Raw genomic sequence first — 25,219 nt, forward strand, 5'->3', positions numbered from 1 at the left:
TATGAATCATTTCTAATCAATCTGATTTACTTAGCTATTCAATTTCTTGTTTGAATCTAGCAATAGAATTTTTCGTATCATAAAGATTTTTATTACATTCCTGAAGATTAGCGATAATCCTTTGAAAACCTTGGGTATTGATACCTGTTTGTTTATCAATTCCTTTAATCATGGTATTACTAACAGTTTGGTACTCGGAAATCAGTTGAGAATTATTATTTTGTAATGATTTCATCAAATCTGATTGAAGGTTAGCAAATTCCAGGCTAAATTGGTGGACATAGGTTTCAATATTATTTACAAAAGTTTGAATTTGTTGATTATTACTATCTAATTGATTAGATACACTGGCAATGGTAAAATTAACTTCCGATATGTGTGTTTTCCCAGTTTCTAACAACTGATTGATAACGGTTATTAATTCACCCAAACTATTAACTTTATCACTCACCCTCTGCTCTAAATCATCCAGTTTTTTCACCGCTTTTTGATAACTGTTAGCTCCTTTCTGAAGTTGAGGAATAATTTCACCAAGATAATTTTGGTTAGATTGATGTAAATCTAATACTTGAATTGAACTTTGATTAATACTCTTGATATCATTTGCTAAAGTCATTAAAGCATAACTACAGTTCTGAACTTCAATTAAAACAGTTTGAATCAATTCTGTTGTTGTGGCTAAACTTGCAGCTGACTGGGAAAATTTTTGCTGTGTATTACTCAAATCTACTGTAGCTAATGATAATTGTAGAGGAAACTGACTTTGATTAAAAGTTTCAGCGGACTGTTTAAATATTTGAGATGTTGCATTTAATTCTGACATTGAATTTTCAAACTCATAAGCAGCACGAGATATAGTTCCAGCAGCGTCTGTAAATTTTTCATAAACTTGTCTAGCTAAATCTGTAGTTTCTTTATTTCCGTCAGCAATTTGTTGTGCTACTTTTCCCATAGATTGTTCCACAGCTTCGCGCACTGTTTCGCCAAAATTTGTTAAAAATTCATCCTGCTGGGATACCATTCTATTCACTATTCTATCAAGACGAGCATCACCTTGGACTTCAGGAAGATAAATATTATCTAAATAATCTTCTAAAGAACTAATCAGCCGATATTTAGCAAGTCCAGCATTAAATATAAAATTGACTACTGTTAACAAAGCACTGAAAAATAGTCCTGTTAAACTAGTAGTAAATGCAATACTCATTCCTTCTAATGGTTTCTTTAATTCAGTAACTAAATTGCTGACATCATTAGCATTAGTTTGATTAATCGTTTGACTAAGGGTAGATAAATTAATGGTGATACCTAAAAAAGTTCCCAGTAATCCAAACGCTAACAGTAAATTTGGCAGAATCCGACATAAATAATCTATTTGTTCACAGGTAAATCCCTTAATTTTTTCCTGACTATAAATTTGATCTATTAATGCTCCTGTATTTACCTGTTCTAATTGTTTACTAGCTTGCTGAAATCTATCTTCTAATATTTCAACAATTTTCGGTTGTTCTCCCCTTACTCCTGTCTTGATTAATCTTTGGACTTTATTAGTTAAAACTATCAAATAGCGGTAAAGAGATATGCGAAGAATAATAGTAACTATAGATGGGATGATAACCAGAAAAAGAGTGATAAAAATTAAGTAAGGTGGTAGTGGTGGCATAAAAATTACCTTTGGTAGTGCAGGAAGATTGTGAAAAGTGGGTAGATATGAACTACCCATAAAAAAGGCTATACTAGGTGAGATATTTCTCGACTATTTTTTGCATTTGTATCTCATAATATTCTTGAGGAATCAAGTTATTATCAAACAATTCTTTTAAACGTGCTAATTCTGAACGTAATTTGTCTTGATTATTGTTATTTTCTAGAGGAGAACTAGGAACTATTTCCCCAACAATAGCTTTTTGAGTTCCTGTATTGTTTCTGGGTGGAAGTGAATTTTGATTTCTAAATCTTGCTTCCATCTTCTTCCAAAAACGATTTATTACTCCTTCCCTAACTGTTGGTTGTATCTTGTCAGGTGACACATAGACTTTTTGGATATGGGGAAAATTAGGACTATCTTTGGGTATTTGCTTGAGCTTATCTGGAAAATGACGCAGTTTCGGTAGATATTCATTTTCCCATAGTTTCGGATTATTTTGCATTTCCGAAATTACATCATCTAAAATCTTCTGTAAAGTATCCGCCATATTGCGATTATTTGCCAAATCTTCTAAAGATTGCATCCAGTTTGCACTCACCGCAGCAGTATAATAACTATCTTGGAACGAGTCATAATGTTGAAACTCTAATTCTTGAGTTTCGTAATTTGCTGTTAATAATTCCAATGCTAAACAAGGATAAAAAATATTCTCCACTTCTTCCATTTTTCCTGCATTAGGTGGGATAATATCAGGAAAGGAAGTGTAATAGTCATTATGCAAGAAATATTTGCCAGAATTTTGTTCTCGTAAATATGGGTTTCTCATTCTTTCCAAATTACTAATTAATCTCAAAGGAAATGCACCATACTCATTCACAAATAAAATTTCATCATCTGCTTGCATTGGTTTTAAAACAGTGTTTGAAACTCCTAAATCTTGAGTGAGTAAAGTTTTAAACTGTTTCACTTCTAATTCATCTGTATCTTTATATCCTACTAATTTACTACTTTTAGCAGGATCATCTCGGAAATAAGGATCATTCAAATTTAAACGCAGCAAAGGTTGAGCTTCCTGCATAATTTGTGCTAAACGAGTTGAACGTGCAGCTAAGGAGTATTTTTGCATGAAGCGTTTAATCACAGAAGTAACAATATTGCTACCTCGAAAAGCAAATAAACTATCAATTTTCAGATCAATTTCTTGTTTTAGCTGAGAGTGAGTAGTGCGTTCCATATTCAGGAAAAATGCCAAAGATGCTCCTCTGCCAGTTTCTTCGGTAAGTGCTGAACTTGCTAAGACTAATTGAGGACGAACATCATTTTCTGGTAAGATTGTTTGATGACAAAGTTCTATATCCTCACTATCAAAAATTGCTTCTCCACTCATTTCATCAAAATTCAACTGTTTTAATTCTTGTTCCTCCTTCTCATAAGCACTTTGTAAGTCTTCTACTAAACTGCTAAAAGCAGCAACTTGTTTTTCTCTTTCTTGAACGTGCTTTTGTAACTGATTAACAATTTTCAGTGTTTCTTGTAAAACTGTTAAATTAAAATTATGCCTGATCAGTTTACAAACTTCCTGAATTACCTTTTTACATTCTTCTTGAAATTGGCTATTCTTTAAATTGCCAATCAGCATAAATTTATTTTCCAGTTCTTCAATTATTTGATCAGTGTTATCCCACTTTCTTTCTACATCCTCTATGCGTTTCATTCCCCCAAAATCAGTTATTGATTCTTGCAAATCACGTTGATATTTATGCAATTCATGTTGCAGTGCTTCTAACCAGTTACGGCTGTTTTTAATAGAAAAGTTAGCTTCTATTGGTGTAAGTAGCTGAATCAAATAATCATCAATGTTGGTGCTAAGTTCTTTGATAATTTTAGGAGCAGCTTGTATTAATTTGGTCAACCAATAACCGCGAATACTTTCAGTTTCTCCTGGTTGTACAGTACGGAACTGTTTATAAAATTCTGTCGCTAACTGTTGCCGTACATTTGCGCGATCATCCTTAGTTTTACATTCAGAGATTAACTTTGATAATTTATTTTGCCAAGTTTTGATACTATTACTAAAAGTCTTATTAGATTCTTCTACAGATTCCGCTAATTTATTAATTAATCCATCTCGTTTTACTAAATCATTATGCCAATGATTTTGAATCAAAAATTGCTCTAATAAGTTTGCAGGATCAGGGCTTTGACCTTCACCATTTAACCAAAATTTGACTAATTCTGAACCGACTTTTGTTAAGGCTATTTGAATGATCGTATCACGAGGAAAATAAATCGCTGATAGTCCAAATGTTAAGTATCTTTGGCTATTAGGGCGTGGATGATCATCATTCTTGATTAGATGTTCTTGCAAATTATCTCTGTTGCTTTTGACAGATGCTGCTAATTCACCAGAAAATTCTAAAGCAATTTTATGAGCAATTACATTACATAGCTTACCTTGTGTAAGTATTGAATATTCTCCTAGTGTTTGATTACTTACTAAATAAGTATATTCAAATGGTGAACGTTGTTCTTGTACAGAAACTAAATTTTGAGTATCATAACAAGCTTCAAATTTTGTGCCAGGAGAACTATAGTAATTGAGTTCTTTAAGGGCAGCATAAGTGTTAGAAATCATGCTCGTTGTATTACCATACAATTCTGGACTAATGACTAAATAGCCAAAAATGCAAGCGCCTTGTTCACCATAAATATTTCTCAGACTATAAGCAACATCTAAAAACATTCCGCTTCCTGTGCCACCACAAAGAGAACCGACCACAAAAATATTTAATCCTGCTTTTATTTCTAAACCTGATTGCAATAATAAAGATTCATGTCCTCTCGTCTTTTTTTCGGCTGTTTCAATGGCTACTTGAATTTTTTGGTAGTTGTGGAAAAAAGCCAGTCGTCCCACAGGTCTAATACCTTTTGCACCGTCTTCAATTGCTCTAACGTCTCGCAATAACTGAGGAGGAAACCAGATCCCAATATGGTCATAAGGTCCATAACTACTATATTCTGAACGCCGTTCTAGTCCTTCTACAAACATGGTGACATCTTTAGATGACATGGTAGCACCGACTTTTTCAGATTCTTTAAAACTTAAATCAACGCCATGATATGTACTCCCAGTTCTAATACCTGTGACTTGGGTTGCAGCTTTATCTGTGTCAATATGAACGAAACTAACAATTGGTAAATTATTTAAATCTCCATAGCGGTCAACAAGTAACCTTCTAATTCGCATTAAAACATCTCTACCAGTTCCACCTAAACCGATACAAATTGTGCGATTAATTCCTCTAGATTGGGTTTCGTTTGCAGATGCTTGAGTCATGGTTTTTCCTTGAATACTATTTTTTAATTTTGATAGAAATCTCGTGATCGCGTTGGCGTTTATCTGGACAATTTAGTGTAAAATTAGAACTAGAGATAAGAGTCCGTGATGTAATTTTTTTGTTGTTAAGTTCAATTTTTGCATCTTCCTTTGGCACTAAATAAAGCTTTTCTCCTTTACGTTCTAAATATGCTTTAATGTCTCCACCTCTAAAGTCAATAGAATGTATACAGCTAGAATCATCTTCACCAATTGCGATTTTTTTATGATTTGCTAATCTACATATTTTTTCTTCATCTTCTCCATCATCTTCTAACTTGATTCGCACTTCCCATTTTTTTTGTAGTCTGGCAAATCTGAATATACTCCAAATTCCGGATACCAATATTAATAATAAAATGAAACTGGGAAGCCATAGCTGTTTAATTAAATAAGGATTAACTAAACAAGTTTCTTGATTTCCTGGTGCTGGTGTACAAAATTCTTGAACTGTAGAGTTAATGTCTATTACAGATAGTTTATAATCTTTATTATCTTGGTTTTTAATAATAAGCGATCGCTCTTTTAAATGTAAAGATTGAATCCAATTTTGTCGCTCTTGACTTTCCGTAGATTCTGCTATTCTAAAAGGACTATTAGCAGGAGTTTCTATCCAAATTTGGGAAGTAATTCCTGGTTTAGTCAATAATGGTGCATCAGTAATCCAAACAACTGACTGCGGCTTAATTGGTTGATTTTTTGAGAGGCGATTTTGATTAATCTGTGCTATGGCTTGATAAACAGTTAATTCTGCTCTTTGAATATCTGTTCCGTAGCGGTTAGGATCATAGTTAAAAGGAATTTTTGCTAAGACTTTATCAATATTTTCTATATTTTTATTACTAAAATATATTGGCGTTCCTAATGGATTTTCTAGAGATATAACTTCATCAAAAACTAAATCTTGAGCAAAAGGAACAATGTAAACAGAATCTCCAGGTTTGAGGCTGTCTTCAACTATCTGACGTAAGCGAATACGTCCTTGGTCATTTAAACCCACACTTTCCGTTACATCAATGGCTAAAACAACATCACGTTTACCCCCACCCAAGAGGGATACTAACTGTAAGCCATTTTTTTGTGTGTCAGTCAGTGGTTGTCCAGGGAGAATTTTTGTTATATTCACAAATTATATATACGGTTTATTCTGTATTTTATCTGACAATTGCCATTGATGAAAGCGCATTGTGTCAAAAAAATAATATTTACGATTAAAAATTCTTTTATGTTTTTTTATTTCTTTCTTGCCTTACTTAAAATAGAAAATAGTTAATAGTGAGGTAAAAACCTTGATCTTGTAAGGTTTCATCACTTGCTTTCACATCGATGAGGGGGATACCATAATCTAAACGCGCATTTAACTTATCGCTCATTTGCCAGATTAACCCTAAACCTGTACCTAATAAATTATTTGATTGGGAATTTGCTTTTTCTCCCGCATAGTTCCACCCTACCCCAAAATCAAGGAAGGGTGCTACCTGTAAAACTCCTTTTGCTTCTGGTATACGCAGAATAGGAATACGTAATTCTGCTGAGGCGATCGCACCGTTATCTGTTAAGATTAAGTCTTGACGATAGCCTCGCACGCTTCTAACTCCACCAATTCCGATCTGTTCTAGAGATAGTAATGAATCTGTGGATATCTGAATATCGGAACGCAGAATTAACAAGGTTTCTGGTGCTAATGAACGCACATATTGCCCTTGTCCTCTCCAGGCAAAAAAGCGGCTATCTGGTGCATTATTATTTACTGTAGCACCAAAAATATCTGTACCTAAAGAAAATTGCGATCGCGCTGCTAAAACTTGACGAGGACTCCTTTGCACATATTCTTGAAAAAACCGCAAACTGGAAACGCTGGTTTCTCCCTGATTATTCGCTCCTGGAGATAGGGGAAATCCCTCTTTTAACAGGGAAGTTTGGCTTTCTTGTCGGGAAAAAGTTAACCCTAATGCTATTTCTTGATTTGGTTTTTGAATAATGGGTTGACGATATGTGAGTTCATAAGTGCGTGATTTTCCCGCAATATCTAGGCGATTAAATGGCTGTTCAATCACGTTAGTATTAGTTACACCTGCTGTAAATTCAATTGTGCCATTGTGGGCATTGATGGGTAAAGTATAATTAGCATCAAAGGCATTACTCCCATCACTGTTTGTATAAGATAACTCTAATCCATCACCCCAACCAAGTAAATTGCCTTGATTAATTTTAATACCCCGTCGTAAACTACCCACGCTGGGAGAACGATTGTTATCCATAAATATTTCACTAGTAAGTGTATCTGCTTCTTTGACTCGCACTTGTAACCGACTTTGTTGGGGACGACTTCCGGCTTGGAGTTCAGCAGAAATATTCGCAATTAGGGGGTTGAGTTGCAGTATTTGTAAGGCTTCTAATAATTTGTTGCGGTTGAGGGGTTTTTTAGTGGCAATTTCTAAACGCGATCGCAGATAATTAGCATTGAGGCGACGATTACCGATAATCTGAATTTCTATTAATTCCCCTTCGATAATCCGAATTTTTACCACTCCTCCAGTTCTAGGAAAGCTTTGATTAGCCAAAATCACCGCACCAGAATTGATATATCCAGCTTCGACATATTTTTGCGTTACTGCTGTCTCTACTGCTATGAGTTCCGCAAAGGTAATTTCCCTGTCTGTAAAGGGCTTGGTGACTTCTGCAAGTTGGCGATTGCTAAAAGCAGTATTTCCCTCAAATTCAAAGCCTTCTACGCGAATTGTACCGGGAATCTGTGGCAATATGTTCCCAGGTTGCAGAGTGGGTGGATTGGTTTCTAGAGGAGTAGGTAGAGATTTTTTAGGCTGAATTGGGCTGAATTCGCGGTTTTTTGGGATAACAGGGTCAGGTCTTTGAACGATATAATCGGTAATTTCCATATTTTTTGTCTCACGCAGAGGCGCAGAGGCGCAAAGAGGAATCAATAGTATGTCTAAGTACATAAAAACTGCTTTAATTTCAAAATTATTAATTCATAGGATTTAAGTTGGGTTTTAGTTCTTCGGTTTTTATCATCAGTATTAACAAGTATTTATGCTAATGTGATGATGTAAATTAAATATCTGGATAAAAAATTAAATTAAATTTAAATTAAATTTAAATTATACAGAGAAACCCATTAAATTAGTGAAAGTAATAAATTTATATTCAGGCTAGATCAAAATGCGTCTAGAGCAGTTGCAAGCCTTTTTGGCGATCGCTAAAACTGGCAGCTTTCAACAAGCCGCAAAACAATGTGGTGTGACTCAATCAACTATTAGTAGGCAAATTCAGGGACTAGAAGCAGATTTGGGAGTAGAATTATTTCATCGAAGCACCCATGCTAAATTGACGTTAGGGGGTGAACGTTTACTTCCCCGTGTCCGTAAAATTTGCCAAGAATGGGAGTCCGCTACACAAGAATTAACAGATTTAATGGGGGGAAAGCAACCAGAACTATGTATTGCAGCGATTCATTCGGTCTGTGCTTATTACTTACCACCAGTGTTACAAAAGTTTGGTCATGATTATCCAGAAGTACAATTGAGGGTAACATCATTAGGAAGCGATCGCTCTCTCAAAGTTCTCAAAGATGGTTTAGTCGATTTAGCAATTGTCATGCACAATCGCTTTTTAATCTCTGGTAAAGAAATGGCCGTAGAAGTTCTATATGATGAACCCATAGAAGTCTTAACCGCAGCTAATCATCCCCTAGCTAAATATGAATCTATCCCTTGGTTGGAATTAATTCGTTATCCTCAAGTAGTATTTAAAGATGGCTATGGAATGCAACGTCTAATTCAAGATCGATTTGAACAGATGGAAGCTAAACTCCATGCAGCTTTGGAAGTAAATACTTTAGATGCTTTTCGGGGAGTAGTCCGTCAAGGAGAACTCATTGCTTTACTACCTCATTCAGCATTAATAGAAGCCAGATATGATCCTACTCTTGCAGTTCGTCCTCTAGCTAACAATAGCAATTTAGCTGATAATTCGAGTTTAACTCGGCGGGTAGTCATGGTAACAACTCAAGACCGTCTCCAGATTCCCCCAATTCAGCATTTTTGGCAACTCGTCAAGGATAATATTCATTTATAAATTCATCCAGAACTTTCTGTTTTTAAATTTGGGAGTTGGAGCAAATTTCTCAACAACTTCAATATATTTAGGTAATATAGTAATTGAAAAGTTTGAAAGTCTATTTATGTCTAAGAGAATGTTTTAAAAGTTTTGTTTCTGTAGTAGTGAATTATAGCAATTCCCATTTAAGTGAGGTACAAGCAGTAATAGTTAAACACAGATGGACGCAGATAAACGCAGATAATTTTGTACTCCATTAGACTAGGAAATGCTATATATTCACGAGTAAGAGCAATAATTTAGACTTTTCAAACAACCTCTAAGTTTGATCATTCAATTGATATCCTAACCATATTCTATGATTGACCTTTACTATTGGACTACACCCAACGGCCATAAAATTACCCTATTTTTGGAAGAAGTTGGAATACCCTATAACGTTATTCCGGTAAATATTGGTGCAGGAGACCAGTTTAAACCGGAGTTTCTGAAGATTTCTCCCAATAATCGTATTCCTGCAATTATTGATCACCAACCTGCTGATGGTGGTGAACCTATTTCTGTTTTTGAGTCTGGAGCAATTTTACAGTATTTGGCAGACAAAACTGGAAAGTTGATGCCAACAGATATTCGCGGTCGTGTAGAGGTTCTGCAATGGCTGTTTTGGCAGATGGGGGGATTGGGTCCAATGGCAGGACAAAACCATCATTTCAGCCAATATGCCCCGGAAAAAATTGATTACGCCATTAATCGCTATGTCAAGGAAACTGGACGATTATACGCTGTTTTAAATAAACGATTAAGCGATCGTGAATTCATTGCTGGGGATTATTCCATTGCCGATATTGCCAGCTATCCCTGGATTGTACCTTACGAACGACAAAGTCAAAAGCTGGAAGATTTTCCTCATCTACAACGCTGGTTTGAAGCAATTAAAGCCCGTCCAGCAACTATTCGAGCTTATGAGAAAGCTGAGGCTTTCAAAAATCAGCAAATCAGTCCCGAACAATCACGAGATTTGTTATTTAATCAGTCTGCCAATACTGTTAAGCCGTAATCAAAAATTAAATATTGATCCCAAAGGCTTTACGTTTTAGGTAATGAGATATCGCCATTAATGTCAGGGAACTCCAAAAATAAGTAGGTGGGCGTTAAAAATTGTCGTTGGGGTCAGGCAGGGAGCAGGGGGCTTTCTAGCAGGGGGAAAGAGGGTTTCACCCCTATTTACTTTTCTTCACATACCTTTAAATTTTTCTGTTTACCTACTTAAATTATCCAATTTCACAGCATCTTATTGCCCTAAAAGCGATGGTCTTTTATTTGGAAGTCCCTTTTTGGAGTCATCCCATTTCTTTATGAGGCTGTGCCGAATTTCCTAACCTTGTTTTTCATTATCTGTGTCGCGCCAGTTGCTACAAGTCGGGAAACCCGCACAAAAATTGACAAATGACTAATATATTTAGAGGATTTATCCAAAAAGTAGGTAGTGGCAGTCATACATCAGAAAATTTAACTCGTGCTGAAGCCGCTACTGCTACAAAAATGATGTTAATAGGTGAAGCGACACCAGTACAAATTGGTGCTTTTTTAATTGCTCACCGCATTAAACGTCCCACTGGAGAAGAGTTAGCGGGAATGTTAGATGCTTATTATCAACTTGGTCCGAAGTTGCAACCAATAGCAGAAACTGTCATTGTTTTAGGCATACCCTATGATGGCAGAACCCGCACCGCGCCAATTAATATTATTACAGCTTTATTATTAGCGGCTGCGGGAAAACCTGTGATTATGCACGGGGGGAATCGCTTACCAACAAAATATGGTTTACCTTTAATAGATATTTGGCAAGGTTTAGGAGTCGATTGGACTGATTTACCACTCGAACAAACCCAGCAGATTTTTGAGAAAACAGGAATTGGTTTTGTTTATACACCAAAGCATTTCCCGTTAAATCAAACTTTGTGGGAATATCGTGATCAATTGGGTAAGCGTCCACCATTAGCAACAATGGAGTTAATTTGGTCTCCATACGCTGGGGATGCTCACATCATTGCTGGCTTTGTTCACCCCCCGACAGAAGCAATGTTTCAGATAGCATTGGGCTTGCGTGGAGTAACAAAATTTACTTTTGTCAAGGGTTTAGAAGGTAGCTGTGATTTACCGCGCGATCGCACAGCAATCATCGGACTATCTTCACAAACAACATCCCCAGAATTAGAACGACTCCAACTTGTACCCCGTGAATACGGTTTTACTACCAAAAATGTCCCCCTTGGCACTACCGAAGAACTCATCAACGATATGCAAGCAGTTTTGGCTGGTAAACCAGTTGAACTCATGCAAACAGCTTTATGGAATGGCAGTTTTTACCTTTGGCGAAGTGGGATTTGCCCAGATATTCGTGCTGGGATGGATAAAGCATCCAAGTTATTTAGCAGTGGCGCAGTAGCGGCTAAACTTCAAGAACTAAAAATTGAATTTAGGTAACTTGAAGTTACGGAATCACTGGCAACACCATACCTTCGCAAGCTAGTAACACATTAGGAAAATTAGATTTCAGTTGGTCTTGAATTTGGTCAAGAAAAACATCATCGTCGTCTGGATGATGGTGCGAAATTACTAACTTTTGTACACCAGCACTTTGAGCTAAATCCACCGGAGTTTTCCAGAGTAATTCAGCATACTCATGGTTTTTATTAGTTGGCGGAGTATAGGTAGCGTTAGTCACTAGTAAATCAACACCTGCTATGATTTTTAGAATCTGCTCTTGCTCTTCTAAATCAAGATTCTGGTGTAAATCGGTCACATAGCTCATGCTATGGTTTCCCCAACTGATTCGGTAGCCAATTGACCTCTGGTTTTTATTAATTAATGCTGTTGTAATTTTGACATCACCTAATTCCACTGCATTCCCAGGAATTAAATGATGAAAAAGCAACTCCGACTGCATTACCTGTAAAGGGTAAGGAAAGTGAGGTTGGAGCATCTGATCGCACAGGCATTGTTTGATTGATGCGCCATTTGAGGCAGCCGTACCATAAATATGAAAGCAATTATCGGTAATAAATGCAGGTGCAAAAAAGGGAAATCCTTGAATGCGATTTGATTGGGAGTTAGTAAAAAATAAATGGGCTTCTAAAGGCTCTTGTAGTTGTTGCCAAGTCTTACCTAAAACCCGTAAGCCAGTACCTCCATCAAAAATCAAGCGTTGCCCTGCTATACATATCTCTACGCAAGCAGTATTACTACCGTAGCGGCAGGTATGACTGTTTGGGGTAGCAATTAAACCGCGCACACCCCAGAATTTAACCCAAAACTCCCCAGCAAGGTTATTTAGCGTGGGAGTTAACTTTTCATTGACGTAGCTTTGGGAATCAGACAGCTCAAAATTTGACATTTTTCTTGAAATTAGAGCTTACTGAGCAGATCATCGTAGTTTCGTACTTCCAGCATCCGGTTTTTTTCGTCCACAATGACAACCGTAGGAGAGTAATGTTTTAACTCCTCTAGTGTAAACTGCCCGTAAGTCATTATAATCAAGCGATCGCCAATAATGCCTAAACGTGCGGCCGCTCCATTTAATTCAATGGCTCCTGAATTAGCGGTTGCAGGAATTGCGTAAGTAATAAAACGCTTACCATTAGCATTATTCACTACTTGTACTTGCTCATAAGGTAAAATACCAGCTTTATCTAAAAGTACTTCATCAATGCTGATACTACCCACGTAGTTGATATTCGCTGCCGTGAGGGTACAGTTATGAATCTTAGCCAAAAGGAGAGTGCGCTGCATTTCGGTTTGGTTTTTTCTGCAACAAGTGAGCGTGGTTTTAATCTGGTCAATAGGGTTGTTGGCGGTTTTTTCAGTTTTGTCATGGGCAATTGGTATTTATTATACCCATTACCCATCACTTATTACTCATTACCCAACATCTATTTTTTAGCAGCTTTGATAAACTTCTCTACTAAGGGTGCAACCCTCTCTACATCCTGCCAACCGAGTATTTCTGTCACTTTCTTTTCCAAGTTTTTATAAGTGCGAAAAAATTCGGCAATTTCATCTAGACGGTGGGGAGGTACATCCTGCAATGATTTTACATGGGCGTAGCGTGGATCTTTGTCGGGAACACAAAGAATTTTTTCATCGCGGTCGCCACCATCAATCATTTCCAAATAACCAATGGGTCTTGCAGCAATGACACAACCAGGGAAGGTCGGTTCATCCATTATTACCATACCATCTAGCGGATCGCCATCATCAGCTAATGTGTTGGGTATAAACCCGTAGTCATAAGGGTATTTTACTGAGGAAGAAAGTACCCGGTCTAAGGAAAAAGCTTGCAAGTCTTTATCAAATTCGTATTTATTTTTACTCCCGCCAGGAATTTCAATCAGAACGTTGATCACACCCGGTTTCGGTTGGGCAGGAATAAGGGATAAATCCACAATAAAACTCCTCTACTAAAAGTTAATCACGGGGACAATCAGTTTGGTTCCCCGTGTAGAATTTTAGAGCAATTTTGGATCTCTGCCCAAGGTATTCATTTAAATGCTATTTACTAGTATTTTTATACTAAATAAATTGACCATCTAGTCGCTTTGTAGAGTATATATTTGTCACAATGCTTTTACATCTTGTTTAATCCTTACTTCTGTCCAGGTAATAGGTTAGCTGTTGCTGACTATTCTGAACATCGGGTGAAGAATAGTGAGAAATGATAAATACAGGGAGGATCAGGGTTACCAGAGCGATCGCAGTTCCCACAATGTCTGCCAAACGTTGGGAATATGTGTCGGAAGAATTGGCAGACTGGCTATTTGAATTCATACAAAATTGTGGTTTGTCATATCACTTGTTAGTTTTACTCTCTATAAAGAGAGTCTCAATATTATTCTAGCTATTTTTTTTCGTAAACTCTGTAGCTTTAAAGAATCTCATCTATTTTGAAAAGGGGCAAACCAGTTTTTTATACATGATACTTTTGTTACAAATTAAGTGTCAAACATCTGATACTTTTTTGGGTAACTAAATATTTTCAGATACTTTTTTGATCTGTGTCAGGGTTAGTTGACATTGTGATCATGATCACTGCATTATTGATTACCTTGTGAGTTGGAGTTGATGTTCAATAAACTAAGTTGATTAAGATGATGTCCTCAGATTATAACATCTGAAAAGGCTTTTGGTAAGAGTATTTGCGTCGATGTTATTAGGTTTGATACAGTTTACATTTAGCTAAACTTACTTAAAGCATTTTAGGTATTGTCAATTGCTCAACTGTAGATACACAGGAAAATCTGAGCATTCCGGAAAATCAGAGTAATGATATTCTTTCAGCAGAATCATCCCCTCGCAAAATAATAGCTGCATAGTAACTATTTCACTAGGTTTGTTCAGTGATTGTTACCAAAAGCATTTGCAAATCTAAATTTTCTGGCATGGTAATTGTTACTGTTTCTTTGTCAATCTCTATATAAGTAGATAAAAAACATCTAGATAGTAGAGATTTGCTGACAGCAAACAATTAGCAATATTACGGCAGAATTTAGGAGTCAGAAGTAGCTACAGGTTTACAGTTTCAGTAAGAGTAAGGGATTAAAAAACCGCCTTTGTACAAAGGCGGTATGCTTAAGCAATCAGAGGTAATCACAAATTACTTTGTCATTGGCTAGATGGCTGTCATATACTTATCGCTATTCACCATCTAGATTTCCACAAGATTAAAAAAAAATTATTTAAAGGTTAAGGAATCATCTGTCTGCACTTTTATCCTTTGCCATAAGCACTCATTGGTTCTTTAATAAATCGGATGTAAAGATGCCTAAATGTGGACTTAATCACACGAGGCATAGCAAAATCAATAGGCATTAATTTTTCTGGTAATTGCCAATCTTCTATTCGTAGTAAATCTGGTGATAAATTAGGAAAGTCAATTTCACTTAATTCTGGACAAATTCCTAGTCTTTGGGAAGCGGCAACAGTGGGAACTTGTTCAGGTAAAACTTTGAGAACTTCCAGCATTGCCCTATCTAAAGCAAATACATTAGCTGATGCTGCTAAAACTTCTAAATTACGAGGTTCTCCACCACTTGGTCCATTACCTTCATGACCAATAATACCATCTAAAATGGTTAGATTGGGGTTAATTGCCCTAGCTGTTTCTACTAACATTTCTCCAAATCTGTTAGCATCTTTGCCAGCTTCCATATGCCACCAAGCTTTCATTTTCCCAGGAACGCAACCAAAGAGATTTTTTACTCCTAAAGTTAAAGTTAATTGCATATGAGATTTAACTTTGGGGAGATTAATAATCACGTCTGCTTCCATTGCTTCTTTAGAGAGTAGTAGGTGATTAAAATTGTCGTTGACTGTTTGATAACGTTTACCATGAAATTCAACAAGCGGTAAATTCAATTCTTCTAAAATTGGTAATAAACCATTAGCTATCGCTACACCTTTTGCACTCCCAAAAGCGGGGCTATCTCCCAAAAATGGCTTACCACCAACTGCAATTACCATTTCGGCAACAGCACGTACTAATTCTGGACGGGTGGTACATTCTTTAGTCGGACGAGAACCTGTGAGGAGGTTGGGTTTGAGTAAAACCCGGTTTCCTGGTTTAACAAAAGCAGCCATGCCCCCTAAAGGTTCTAGCAGTGTTTCCAAGGATTCTTTTAAAGCGTCTTGTGCGTAGGATTTAGCTCGAATCAGACTAACAGATGGTTGTTGTGTTTGCATGGGGAATAGTTGCGTTATTATAATAATATAAACGAAATTTAGATAAAATCAAGGTAAGTCGGTTAATACTAAGTTAATAGTAATAAATTATGCCTAAATTCCTATATACATGATTTTTAAGTTATTAGTAATTAGCAATGCAACTTAATTAAATTAATTCTTGACTATCTTTTTATTGGGATTTTTACACTAATAAATTTTCTATTCCTATTGTTGTTGCTATTGTGGAAAATTGGATAACTCTGCTATATTGCAACCGCCATTGTAAAGCGTTAGAAATCGTTAGATAGCCTATTGTTGGAGGTGATTGTAAAATTCTTTCTGCTAGTGCCTCGCGCCCAATTTCATCCAAAGGAAAATTCCGTTCCTCTAAAAAAGCGATCACATCATCTTTATTGCCATTACGGCGGATAATTTCCATAATTCCATAAGTAGTTTGATAATCTCCAGTTCGTTCCTTTTCTACAAAAAAAACGTTATGAAATTTTAAATTAGCAGTTAGAGAAAAAGGTATCAGATGTAAAATCAAACTGATCATCTACTATTAAATTATCTTGCAAAATATCTTTTAACCTTTGTCTTGGTTTGATATCAGGTAAAGTAGGAAGATTCAGGGTTAACATTTTATTTTTATAAGCAATTCCCCAATTATAATTTTTACCTTCATTTACCATTATAGGTATCATATATTTATTTATTAATATTTCTGGATTGTGTAAATTTTCTAAATCTGATTCAGTCAAGAAAACTGATGTATTTTGTAAAAGCTGAGAATTTATATTAACTGAATTTAATTTAGTTCCGAAAATAAAAATTCTGTCTCTATTTTGTGGTATACCAAAGCTAATAGGACTAATAATTCTCCATTCAATCAAATAATCTAATTCCGATAGAGCATTTAAAATTACTCGAAAATGATAGCCATTTTCCATTGTTAACAGTCTTTTGACATTTTCTAAGAAGAAATATTTAGGTTTTTTTTCGGCTATTATTTCTACAATACGTTCAAATAAAGTTCCTCTAACACTATCTCTCACACCTAGTTTTTTACCAGCAGGGCTAAATGGTTGACAAGGAAAGCCAGCAGTCAAAATATCATGATTGGGTATATCTGATATAGTAATTTTATTAATGTCATCTAACATTATGGAATTTTTACCAAAATTACTTTCATAAACTTGACAACTGAGTTTATTGATATCATTAGCCCATACACTTTGAATATTCGCATTTTCTAAGCCTAAGCGAAAACCGCCAATACCAGCAAATAATTCTATAGCTTTTAAATTGTTTGTTTTCATATATTAATCAGTTGACTTACCCTATCTATCAGATCCCCGAATTCTTGAGAAGTCGAGGATCTTGTATTTATGTTAAAGGCACAATTGCACTCATTTGTTCTAAATCTAAAACAGTGGCTAATTCTACTTCTGTCATTAAGCCTTTTTCTAAAACAATTTGCCGCAGAGATTTACCTGTTTCTAAAGATTCTTTAGCGACAGCAGCAGCATTAAGATAACCGATGTGAGTATTCAAGGCTGTGACTAATGCTAAACTGCCTTCAGCATAAGCTAAACAACGTTCTTTATTTGCAATAATGCCTTGAATACAGCTTGTAGTTAAAGCCGAAATTGTATTACCTAAAATCTCAATGCTGTGAATTAAATTATAGGCAATCAGAGGCATCATCACATTTAATTCTAATTGTCCAGCTTGGGCAGCGAGTGCGATCGCACTATCATATCCCATTACCTGAAAACAGACCATTGATGTCATCTCTGCCATAACTGGGTTATATTTTCCGGGCATAATTGAAGAACCAGGTTGGACTGGAGGTAGTTGAATTTCCTTAAACCCTGTTTTGGGTCCCGAATCCATTAAACGCAGGTCATGGGAGATTTTCACCAAGTCCTGTGCTAAATTCCGCAACGCCCCGGAAACATTCACAAACGCCCCCATACTTTGCATAGCAGCCATTAAATGGGGTGCAGGTTCTAGGGGAAATTCCAATAATTGCGAGAGGATATCTACAACTCTTTGACGATATTCAGGGTGAGTATTCATTCCTGTTCCCGCAGCACTACCACCTAAACCCAATACCATCAAATCCCCAGAAGCAATATAAAGACGGTTTTGGTGTTCTGAGAGGATTTGCGCCCAAGCCGCAAAATTATCACCTAATCGCACTGGTACAGCGTCTTGGAGGTGGGTTCTCCCAGATTTGACAATATCTTGAAATTCTGTAGCTTTTGCTTCTAAAGCAGAAATTGCTAATTCTAAAGCTGGGTGTAAAGTTTGGGAAAGCGCCAATAAACCACCAATGCGAATTGCTGTAGGGATGACATCGTTGGTAGACTGCCCATAGTTTACATGATCGTTAGGACTAACGCGTTTGTAGTTACCTTTTTCGTCACCAAGAATTTCTAGCGCCCGATTTGCGAGAACTTCGTTAATATTCATGTGGTGTGATGTTCCCGCACCAGCTTGATAAACATCAACGACAAATTGATCTCGTAATTTACCTGCGAGGATTTCATCAACAGCTTGGATAATCACTTCACTTATATCTGCGGGAATACAACCCAATTCACCATTGACAATTGCGGTAGCTTTTTTAATATACAAACAAGCATCAACGTAAGTAGGTAAAGGCTTTAAGCCACTAATGGGGAAGTTTTCGATAGCCCGTTGGGTTTGGATACCATAGTAAACATGATTGGGGATAGTGCGATCGCCCATCGAATCCCGTTCTATGCGAAAATCTGTATTGTCAGTCATAGTATTGTTTAGCTCATCTCAAAATACAGATCATCCCATGTAGTTGTACCAAAAAACTAATTTAGAATTTTTGTAAGTAGTTTAGACAATATGAAATTAGACTTCTTAAACATTCTCGGCGTTGCATAATTGCGGGATGATTTGAGAATCTGCATCAATTAATCACCGCGTCTGGAGGGGAGCATCCCAATTTTGCAAAAATATACGCAACTAACCCAAAAAACCTGTTTTACCTCTTACCTATGCCTTCGGCACGCTACGCGAACGCGCTCTTCGCGTCTATCCCTACGGGACACTTCGTGAACGCGGTTCGTTTATTTTATGCTTTGTATTCAGTTGGAAGCTCAGATAAAAAATAAACTTACACATTTGGGATGCTCCCGTCTGGAGTGTCCCCGCGTCAGCGTGTCAGCCTCAATCATCGCCTTATTCAGCAACGCCACATTCTCTAAGTCGGTGGTGTTCCTTCTTCTTCTACAGGACGAATAATCGCTGGTGCTGGTGTTAAGTCTGGCTGAAAAATTGCCTGCAAAGCTTGTTCCAAAGTTTGTGCCATAACAATGCGATTTTCATAAGCGACAACTACCCTTACCAACGTTGGTAAACTATTTTGTGTAGCTTCTAAATAAATTGGTTCAACGTACAATAAAGATTGCTCAATAGGAACAATTAAAAGATTACCCTGAATTGCTCTAGAACCTTGACGATTCCATAGAGAAATTTGTTGAGAAATTACGGGATCTTGATTAATTCTTGCTTCTATTTGCTCTGGTCCATAAATCAAGCGTTCTTTAGGAAAATTATATAATAGTAATTTACCGTAGTTCTCGCCATCTGAACGTGCTGCTAACCAAGCAATTAAATTTGTTCGTTGTTTAGGTGTGTAGGGAATCAGCAAGATAAATTCTTCAAAAGCAACATTAGGAAGGCTAGTAATTAAATAGTAAGGTTCAACTTGACGGGTTTGATTTCCATAAATTTCATTAGGGATTTGCCATTGATCTTCTCGATTGTAAAATACTTGGGGATCGGTCATATGATAAACCATTAACCGTTCCGATTGAATTTTAAAGAAATCAACCGGATAGCGAATATGACTGCGGAGATTTGCAGGCATAGCTGCCAGCGGTTGAAACATTTGAGGAAAGATTTTTGACCAGGAAACAATGACAGGATCTTTTGGTTCAGCGATGTAAAATCTCACTGTACCATTGTAAGCATCAATTAGTATTTTAACGGAATTGCGAATATAGTTAATGCCGTTGTTACCTGTGTCAGAATAGGGATAGTGATCGCTTGTTGTATAAGCATCTACAATCCAGTAAAGATAATTTTTTTCTCCTGAAAATTGTGGATTATTATTATTAGGATTAGCATCAGCAGCAACTAAATAAGGTTCACTATCGAATTTTAAAAAAGGTGCAATAGCGTGAATTCTTTGGGTAATATTTCGCCGGAATAATACTTTTGTTTCTGGTAGAAAATCTCTTGTAAACACCATTTGCCAATCTTTCAAATACATAGCAAATAGCCACCGTCTCCACAGAGAATTAATTCTAATTCCACCTTTACCATCGTAGGTATTATAAACATTATCACTGCCACTGGGATAATCTAATTCTCTGACTCTCGTGCCTGTCATGACATGAGTATTAGTAATTTCTCCATAATAAATTCGCGGTTCACCAATAGGAATACTTTTACGAATAGCTTCACTAGAAGTAGTTAATGCACTACCATTGCCACTAATATCTTTAACGAAATATTCTGGTAAACCACCAGGAGCAACTTTATTGACGGGACTCATAGTAAAGCCATAACCATGAGTGTAAATTAAATTGCGGTTTATCCATGTCTTAGCTTGTTGTGGTACAGCATTATAGTCTAATTCCCTAGCTGCAATTAACACCTGCTGTTTTTCTGTTGATTGATTTGTGATTTTGTAACGATCAATATCAGCATCAGGAAACCGATAATAGGGACGAATTTGTTGTAATTGACGGTTAGTTTTTAATAGTGGTTCTTGATCCCAAACTCGGATATTACGAATTGTGAGATTATTAGCTTTGAGATTAGATTGAGTTAATTTTCCTTGGGGGTTAAAGGTTTGAGAATCAATTACTTCTAAATCGAAGGCTTGACGAGTTAGCGCAATAGTACGCTGTATATAAGGCTGCTCTCGTTGTAATTCATTGGGTTGAACGATTAAATATTGAACAACAGCAGGTAAAATAAAATCACCAATAACGATTAAGCCTAGATAAAAACCTAAGCCATAAATTATCCAGCGATGATGCCGAGATTTAGGTTTCCAAAATAAAGTTTGCCATAGCAGATAAAATGCGATTGCTATAGCTAAAACACATAAGCTGGTGTCAGCTGGTAACTGTACTTGAACATCGGTATAACTAGCGCCAAAACTAACCCCACGGGGAGAATAAACGAGTTCATAACGACTCAGCCAATAACTAAAAGCTATCACCAACATCAAACAGCCACCCAAGCCGAATAAATGATGTCTTTGTGATGGTGAAAAGCCCGGAAAAATACCTTGACTTAAGCTATCTCCAGATAAAAGATAACTGAGAAGAACGGCAATAAAGCCATATAAACATAATCCAACTAGCCAAAATGCTAATAGTTCCCAAACTGGGAGGTAGAAAATATAAAAGCCGATATCTTTATCAAATAAAGGTTCTGTACTGTTGAAGGGAGTGGAATGGAAATATAGGACTATCTTTTCCCAATTTTGAGACAGCACCCAACCAAAAATAAGACTGAGAATAATTGCGATCGCTCTCAGGCAAAATTGGGAATATACTAAAAGAGTGATCGCCATGACCACAGCTAAAATAAAATACCAGATTTGGGAAACAATCTTGCTGGCTAAATTCCAAATTGTCTCCAATTGGAATAGAGGTAGAATTACACTAACCTGATTAACTTCACTATGCCAGTAATTTAGGGTGACTTCCCCATAATGTGCCACAATTAACCCTACCAAAAAACTTAGTCCTAAAGTTATGGGTAGTAGTAGGTACAATCTAATTTTTCTATTTATGAAATCCGGTTTAGCGGTTTCACCAAATCTGTCATACTGGTGGCTGAGAAAATGTGTTAGTTCCCTAGCAAGTCCTTTTTCTTCATTACGGACTGGTTCACTTTTCAGAAATTGGGAATATTTGAGCCGATTTGCTACTGCTAGATTACCTAAAAGATAGGCAAAACTAATACTAACAACAACTACCCATAAAGTACTTTGAGTTATTAAGTGCAGTAGAAATGTCTGCAAATAGCCAACTTCCTGAAACCAAAAAATCTCGGCTCCTAAATGGGATACTAAAACCAATATTAACAACAGAACTATCGATACTATAAAAACTCTTAACAACCATTTCGAGAACATTCTTTTTTACCCATTAATTGGGAGTACGATATACAGCAGGGAAAAGAGAACAGGGTGGAAATTTTCTTGTTATATAGCCTCCTGCAACCTGAAATCTGCTGTAAGTCTACTTACTTAACTGTTAATTCCAGTTACCAACCATAGTGAAAGCAGACCAAAAATAAGGATGTGATAAGTCTATCTTACCTAAATTAGACAGTTCTGGAGGTAGAGAAATGCGCTTGTCTGGGGATAGATATAATTGTTCATTTGCTATGCGAACTTCTCCCTTCAGCATTGCTAACTGAGCTTGTCTGAGAGATTCGGAGCGCAAGGAAGTCATCTTGAGCTGCTCGTAAAATTTGGTCATCAGTGCCAAAGAACCTTGATCACTCACATACCAGAGACTACCTAATACCGACTTTACCCCTGCCTGCACTGCTAAACCAGAAAATCCCAATTCAACTTCTTGACTACCCAACGCAGTCCTACAGGCACTCAAAACTAACATTTCTACTTTAGGATTTTTATTCCAGTTTAATTCTTGAGATAGCTTTTTCAACTGTTGCAAATTTATTTTTTCATTCCAAAGTTGAATATAAGAGTTATTGATTTTTCCTGGCTTAAAATCACCATGAGTTGCTAAGTGAATAATTCCATAATTATTTTTAATACTGAAAGTCTTAAGATTATTTATTGTAGATGATTCATTTAAAAATATCTGAGCTTGACTTTGCCAAATTTGTTTACTTATGGTGTCTATTTCTATGGGAACAGATGGTAAAGGCTCTTGTCCTTCTGTACTTTGTGATATCCCCATAGCCAGGATATCTGAGTTGACGATAGGGATATAACGAGTATCTGTGAGGCTAAAACTAGGGATAATACCAATACTATATTTTTCAATCAAGAACTGTTTACCATCATGTAAAGCCGCCATGGGGATAGTTCTTAAGCCATTATCCATTGAAAAGATTAAAGTATTGATTTTATTAGCTTTTAAGGCTGGCTCCAGAGGCTCAATTATCCACTTATAGAGTTTTTGTGCGTCGTCAAGGTAATCATTGCGTCTATTATTAGTAATTTTTACTCGAAACTCTTTAGCAACTTTTTGGATGTTACTATTTTTAGCTTCTATGACATCTTTGCGGATAATTTTAGTCTGATATGCTGGAGTTTGTGTTATGGGTTGTAAGCTTTTTGCATTGCTGGAAATATTTTTTTGATTTTCAATTGGCGGGATTAGAATTAGGCTTAATTTATCTTTTAGGGCAGTTACGTAAATAACTGCGGCTTTTCTATTTGTCTTTTTAGCAAGGTTAGATAAATTATTAGCAATATCTTCAGTTGAAGCAATATCTCCAAAAAAATCAGTACCTAAATATTTCCCAAATTGAAAAGCTTGTAATTCTTCCAACTTATTCACAGCTTCTTCTGGTGTTGCTGCTGAAAAATCTCTATCAAATTCATTTCTATCTACGACAATTACACCCGTATTTTTATTATCATTATCAGGATTAATAATTTCTTGGGTATCAGGATTAGTGATATCTGACTGATTTCCAGGTTTAACAACCTCTTGAGGGTCAGGATTAGTGATATCTGACTGATTTCCAGGGTTAACGATCTCTTGAGGGTCAGGATTAGTGATATCTGACTGATTTCCCGATTGTGCCTGCACAGATTTCAAGAAACTAATAATTAAAATAACTGACAAAAAGATTGACAAGAATAAACGATTAATTTTCATTAATTTCATCCTAAATACTCACGTAAATTCAACTAAAAAGAAATACTATAACCAACGCCTAATATAAAGCGACTGCCATCACCTGCATTGCCAGTAATATCACTAATTCCTGGTGTAATTACTAAAGGAATTTTGGGAAATGGTGTGACAGATAAACCCAAACCCAAATCTTGTCCAGACCATTCAATGATTGCACTTACTGGCTTTGCAACTTGCATAGCGGCACTACCAAACACACCAACTGTATCAATATTTTTGTTAATATCCGATTCTGAACGAAACTGTCCACCACCGACACCAGCAGAGACATAAAGACGACTGAATGGTTTGCTATCACTATCTTGTAAGCGAAACATTTTAGTAATTACACCATAACCAGATGTACCCCCGTCAGTATCACCAAAAGTCACAAAATTCTTCACACCAACAGCTACAGCTAGATCATTGGGAAGTCGGCGATGTAATTTAAAACTAATGTTTCCATCTTGGAAAGAATCTAGATCAACAATACCTATATTTACATCTAAACCAACCGATTTGTTAGCATCACCTAAGCCTATACCCACACCTAAAACTCCATCTGCTTTGTCAGTAAAGCGAGCGCGAGATTGAAATCCTACCGCGATAGAAGCTCTTCCCCAAGATTTACCATAAGCTGATGGTGTGAGCATCGTAATACTGGGAGATGAAAGCAGCTGCGTTTTATTCTTCTCTAGTACTAAGGGTAACTTTTGTGGTTTAAACGGCTTTTGCTCTGGGTAGCTAGGTTCTGTTGTTAAATAATTACCATCAACTGGATTAACATTTTGATCCATATTGATTTCAGGAGCCTGGCTTAAGTAATCAGAGGATATTATAGCTTTGGTAGTGATTGACGTGACAGTTTCTGATTCTATATTTCCTAAAGTTGGAAATTCTGTGATGGTGTTTAGCGCTGCAACTTGAATAGGAGTAAATTTATCCTCATAAATCATTTGGCTATGTACATTGTGATAAATTTCTATGGGGGAATAACTCTCTAGAAAGTACATAATCATACCAGATGTGTGTAAGTGGAGATGCTAAAAATCCCTAAATTTTAAATGGGGATATCAATACGTTTTGTTTAAATACCCCATAGTGGTAATTATTATATCAATACTCTAGATAGTTTTATGACTAAGGTAAAAAGAAAGTTACGTATCAATAAGTGTTTAGGGATCATTATTCTGCTAATGGTCACGACTGAAGGATAAAGTTTTCACAGAAATATGGAAGTGTTCACAATCATCACCTACTTACTAATTAACTGGTATAATATTCTCTACATTCTACATCCGCCCTAGAGAGCCTAAGTCAAAATCCTTATTAATTAGGACTTACGCAAGTGTCACACTAAAAATCTGTTGTAGGGTGCTTTACTACTGCATAAATCCTGCAAATAAACAGATTGTTGATATCTGACGTGGTTGGTGAGCTTGCCGA

The 25,219-nt window shown here is 36.4% G+C and carries 18 protein-coding genes; 3 read left to right on the forward strand and 15 right to left on the reverse strand.

The genetic code is table 11. The annotated features are described in order from the left end of the window. Positions 1 to 34 precede the first annotated feature (34 nt). From ANA7108_RS0101465 to ANA7108_RS0101480, 4 genes are all read right to left on the reverse strand, one after another. Complete coding sequence (locus tag ANA7108_RS0101465; RefSeq protein ID WP_026103922.1) at positions 35 to 1,663, reverse strand: hypothetical protein; 1,629 nt, start codon at positions 1,661 to 1,663, stop codon at positions 35 to 37. Positions 1,664 to 1,736: 73 nt separating this feature from the next. Further along, positions 1,737 to 4,985 (reverse strand): tubulin-like doman-containing protein, encoded by a 3,249-nt coding sequence (locus tag ANA7108_RS0101470; protein ID WP_016948979.1) that lies wholly within the window; start codon positions 4,983 to 4,985, stop codon positions 1,737 to 1,739. Between the two features lie 16 nt (positions 4,986 to 5,001). Further along, positions 5,002 to 6,150, reverse strand: a complete 1,149-nt coding sequence (locus ANA7108_RS0101475; protein ID WP_016948980.1) for a VWA domain-containing protein — start codon at positions 6,148 to 6,150, stop codon at positions 5,002 to 5,004. Between the two features lie 127 nt (positions 6,151 to 6,277). Then, positions 6,278 to 7,924 carry a ShlB/FhaC/HecB family hemolysin secretion/activation protein gene (locus tag ANA7108_RS0101480; RefSeq protein WP_016948981.1) on the reverse strand — a complete coding sequence of 549 codons (1,647 nt, stop codon included), beginning with the start codon at positions 7,922 to 7,924 and terminating at the stop codon, positions 6,278 to 6,280. 283 nt (positions 7,925 to 8,207) lie between these two features. On the opposite strand from ANA7108_RS0101480, the gene ANA7108_RS0101485 reads away from it, so the two are divergent. The 3 genes from ANA7108_RS0101485 to ANA7108_RS0101495 all read left to right on the forward strand — a co-directional run bounded on the left by ANA7108_RS0101485 (position 8,208) and on the right by ANA7108_RS0101495 (position 11,591). Beyond that, positions 8,208 to 9,122, forward strand: a complete 915-nt coding sequence (locus ANA7108_RS0101485; RefSeq protein ID WP_016948982.1) for a LysR family transcriptional regulator — start codon at positions 8,208 to 8,210, stop codon at positions 9,120 to 9,122. Between the two features lie 340 nt (positions 9,123 to 9,462). Beyond that, positions 9,463 to 10,161 (forward strand): glutathione binding-like protein, encoded by a 699-nt coding sequence (locus ANA7108_RS0101490; protein ID WP_016948983.1) that lies wholly within the window; start codon positions 9,463 to 9,465, stop codon positions 10,159 to 10,161. 389 nt (positions 10,162 to 10,550) lie between these two features. Next, positions 10,551 to 11,591, forward strand: coding sequence for an anthranilate phosphoribosyltransferase family protein (locus tag ANA7108_RS0101495; protein ID WP_016948984.1), 1,041 nt, complete (start codon positions 10,551 to 10,553; stop codon positions 11,589 to 11,591). Between the two features lie 7 nt (positions 11,592 to 11,598). On the opposite strand, the gene ANA7108_RS0101500 is transcribed toward ANA7108_RS0101495, so the two are convergent. The 11 genes from ANA7108_RS0101500 to ANA7108_RS0101545 all read right to left on the reverse strand — a co-directional run bounded on the left by ANA7108_RS0101500 (position 11,599) and on the right by ANA7108_RS0101545 (position 24,786). Beyond that, complete coding sequence (locus tag ANA7108_RS0101500; RefSeq protein WP_016948985.1) at positions 11,599 to 12,501, reverse strand: MBL fold metallo-hydrolase; 903 nt, start codon at positions 12,499 to 12,501, stop codon at positions 11,599 to 11,601. 11 nt (positions 12,502 to 12,512) lie between these two features. Then, a complete protein-coding gene (gene panD / locus ANA7108_RS0101505; RefSeq protein ID WP_016948986.1) occupies positions 12,513 to 12,896 on the reverse strand; it encodes an aspartate 1-decarboxylase in 384 nt (127 codons plus the stop codon). Between the two features lie 140 nt (positions 12,897 to 13,036). Then, entirely contained in the window at positions 13,037 to 13,549 is a 513-nt protein-coding gene (locus ANA7108_RS0101510; protein WP_016948987.1) for an inorganic diphosphatase, read from the reverse strand. 193 nt (positions 13,550 to 13,742) lie between these two features. After that, a complete protein-coding gene (locus ANA7108_RS28430; protein WP_084776855.1) occupies positions 13,743 to 13,931 on the reverse strand; it encodes a hypothetical protein in 189 nt (62 codons plus the stop codon). A 939-nt stretch (positions 13,932 to 14,870) separates the two neighbouring features. After that, the gene (locus tag ANA7108_RS0101515) at positions 14,871 to 15,842 is read right to left on the reverse strand and encodes a DUF362 domain-containing protein (protein ID WP_016948988.1); all 972 of its coding nucleotides are present in this window, start codon (positions 15,840 to 15,842) and stop codon (positions 14,871 to 14,873) included. Positions 15,843 to 16,026: 184 nt separating this feature from the next. Beyond that, positions 16,027 to 16,380 (reverse strand): hypothetical protein, encoded by a 354-nt coding sequence (locus ANA7108_RS0101520; RefSeq protein ID WP_016948989.1) that lies wholly within the window; start codon positions 16,378 to 16,380, stop codon positions 16,027 to 16,029. Continuing rightward, positions 16,334 to 17,143 (reverse strand): DNA cytosine methyltransferase, encoded by an 810-nt coding sequence (locus ANA7108_RS26640; protein ID WP_016948990.1) that lies wholly within the window; start codon positions 17,141 to 17,143, stop codon positions 16,334 to 16,336. The genes ANA7108_RS0101520 and ANA7108_RS26640 overlap by 47 nt, the downstream gene beginning before the upstream one ends. 67 nt (positions 17,144 to 17,210) lie before the next feature. After that, a complete protein-coding gene (locus ANA7108_RS0101530) occupies positions 17,211 to 18,620 on the reverse strand; it encodes an aspartate ammonia-lyase (protein WP_016948991.1) in 1,410 nt (469 codons plus the stop codon). 448 nt (positions 18,621 to 19,068) lie between these two features. Next, entirely contained in the window at positions 19,069 to 22,026 is a 2,958-nt protein-coding gene (locus ANA7108_RS0101535; RefSeq protein ID WP_026103923.1) for a UPF0182 family protein, read from the reverse strand. Between the two features lie 121 nt (positions 22,027 to 22,147). Beyond that, a complete protein-coding gene (locus ANA7108_RS0101540) occupies positions 22,148 to 23,755 on the reverse strand; it encodes a CHAT domain-containing protein (protein WP_026103924.1) in 1,608 nt (535 codons plus the stop codon). 32 nt (positions 23,756 to 23,787) lie between these two features. After that, entirely contained in the window at positions 23,788 to 24,786 is a 999-nt protein-coding gene (locus ANA7108_RS0101545) for a hypothetical protein (RefSeq protein ID WP_016948994.1), read from the reverse strand. Between the last annotated feature and the right edge of the window lie 433 nt (positions 24,787 to 25,219).

The organism is Anabaena sp. PCC 7108, from assembly GCF_000332135.1.
Lineage (GTDB): Bacteria > Cyanobacteriota > Cyanobacteriia > Cyanobacteriales > Nostocaceae > Anabaena.

What these genes read in the sequence shown, in the direction of transcription:
- ANA7108_RS0101535 (WP_026103923.1), bottom strand. Translation starts at nt 22,026, where the DNA reads ATGTTCTCGAAATGGTTGTTAAGAGTTTTTATAGTATCGATAGTTCTG.
- panD (WP_016948986.1), bottom strand. Translation starts at nt 12,896, where the DNA reads ATGCAGCGCACTCTCCTTTTGGCTAAGATTCATAACTGTACCCTCACG.
- ANA7108_RS28430 (WP_084776855.1), bottom strand. Translation starts at nt 13,931, where the DNA reads ATGAATTCAAATAGCCAGTCTGCCAATTCTTCCGACACATATTCCCAA.
- ANA7108_RS0101495 (WP_016948984.1), top strand. Translation starts at nt 10,551, where the DNA reads ATGACTAATATATTTAGAGGATTTATCCAAAAAGTAGGTAGTGGCAGT.
- ANA7108_RS26640 (WP_016948990.1), bottom strand. Translation starts at nt 17,143, where the DNA reads ATGAAAACAAACAATTTAAAAGCTATAGAATTATTTGCTGGTATTGGC.
- ANA7108_RS0101470 (WP_016948979.1), bottom strand. Translation starts at nt 4,985, where the DNA reads ATGACTCAAGCATCTGCAAACGAAACCCAATCTAGAGGAATTAATCGC.
- ANA7108_RS0101490 (WP_016948983.1), top strand. Translation starts at nt 9,463, where the DNA reads ATGATTGACCTTTACTATTGGACTACACCCAACGGCCATAAAATTACC.
- ANA7108_RS0101480 (WP_016948981.1), bottom strand. Translation starts at nt 7,924, where the DNA reads ATGGAAATTACCGATTATATCGTTCAAAGACCTGACCCTGTTATCCCA.
- ANA7108_RS0101465 (WP_026103922.1), bottom strand. Translation starts at nt 1,663, where the DNA reads ATGCCACCACTACCACCTTACTTAATTTTTATCACTCTTTTTCTGGTT.
- ANA7108_RS0101545 (WP_016948994.1), bottom strand. Translation starts at nt 24,786, where the DNA reads ATGTACTTTCTAGAGAGTTATTCCCCCATAGAAATTTATCACAATGTA.
- ANA7108_RS0101530 (WP_016948991.1), bottom strand. Translation starts at nt 18,620, where the DNA reads ATGACTGACAATACAGATTTTCGCATAGAACGGGATTCGATGGGCGAT.
- ANA7108_RS0101500 (WP_016948985.1), bottom strand. Translation starts at nt 12,501, where the DNA reads ATGTCAAATTTTGAGCTGTCTGATTCCCAAAGCTACGTCAATGAAAAG.
- ANA7108_RS0101540 (WP_026103924.1), bottom strand. Translation starts at nt 23,755, where the DNA reads ATGAAAATTAATCGTTTATTCTTGTCAATCTTTTTGTCAGTTATTTTA.
- ANA7108_RS0101485 (WP_016948982.1), top strand. Translation starts at nt 8,208, where the DNA reads ATGCGTCTAGAGCAGTTGCAAGCCTTTTTGGCGATCGCTAAAACTGGC.
- ANA7108_RS0101515 (WP_016948988.1), bottom strand. Translation starts at nt 15,842, where the DNA reads ATGCAAACACAACAACCATCTGTTAGTCTGATTCGAGCTAAATCCTAC.
- ANA7108_RS0101520 (WP_016948989.1), bottom strand. Translation starts at nt 16,380, where the DNA reads ATGATCAGTTTGATTTTACATCTGATACCTTTTTCTCTAACTGCTAAT.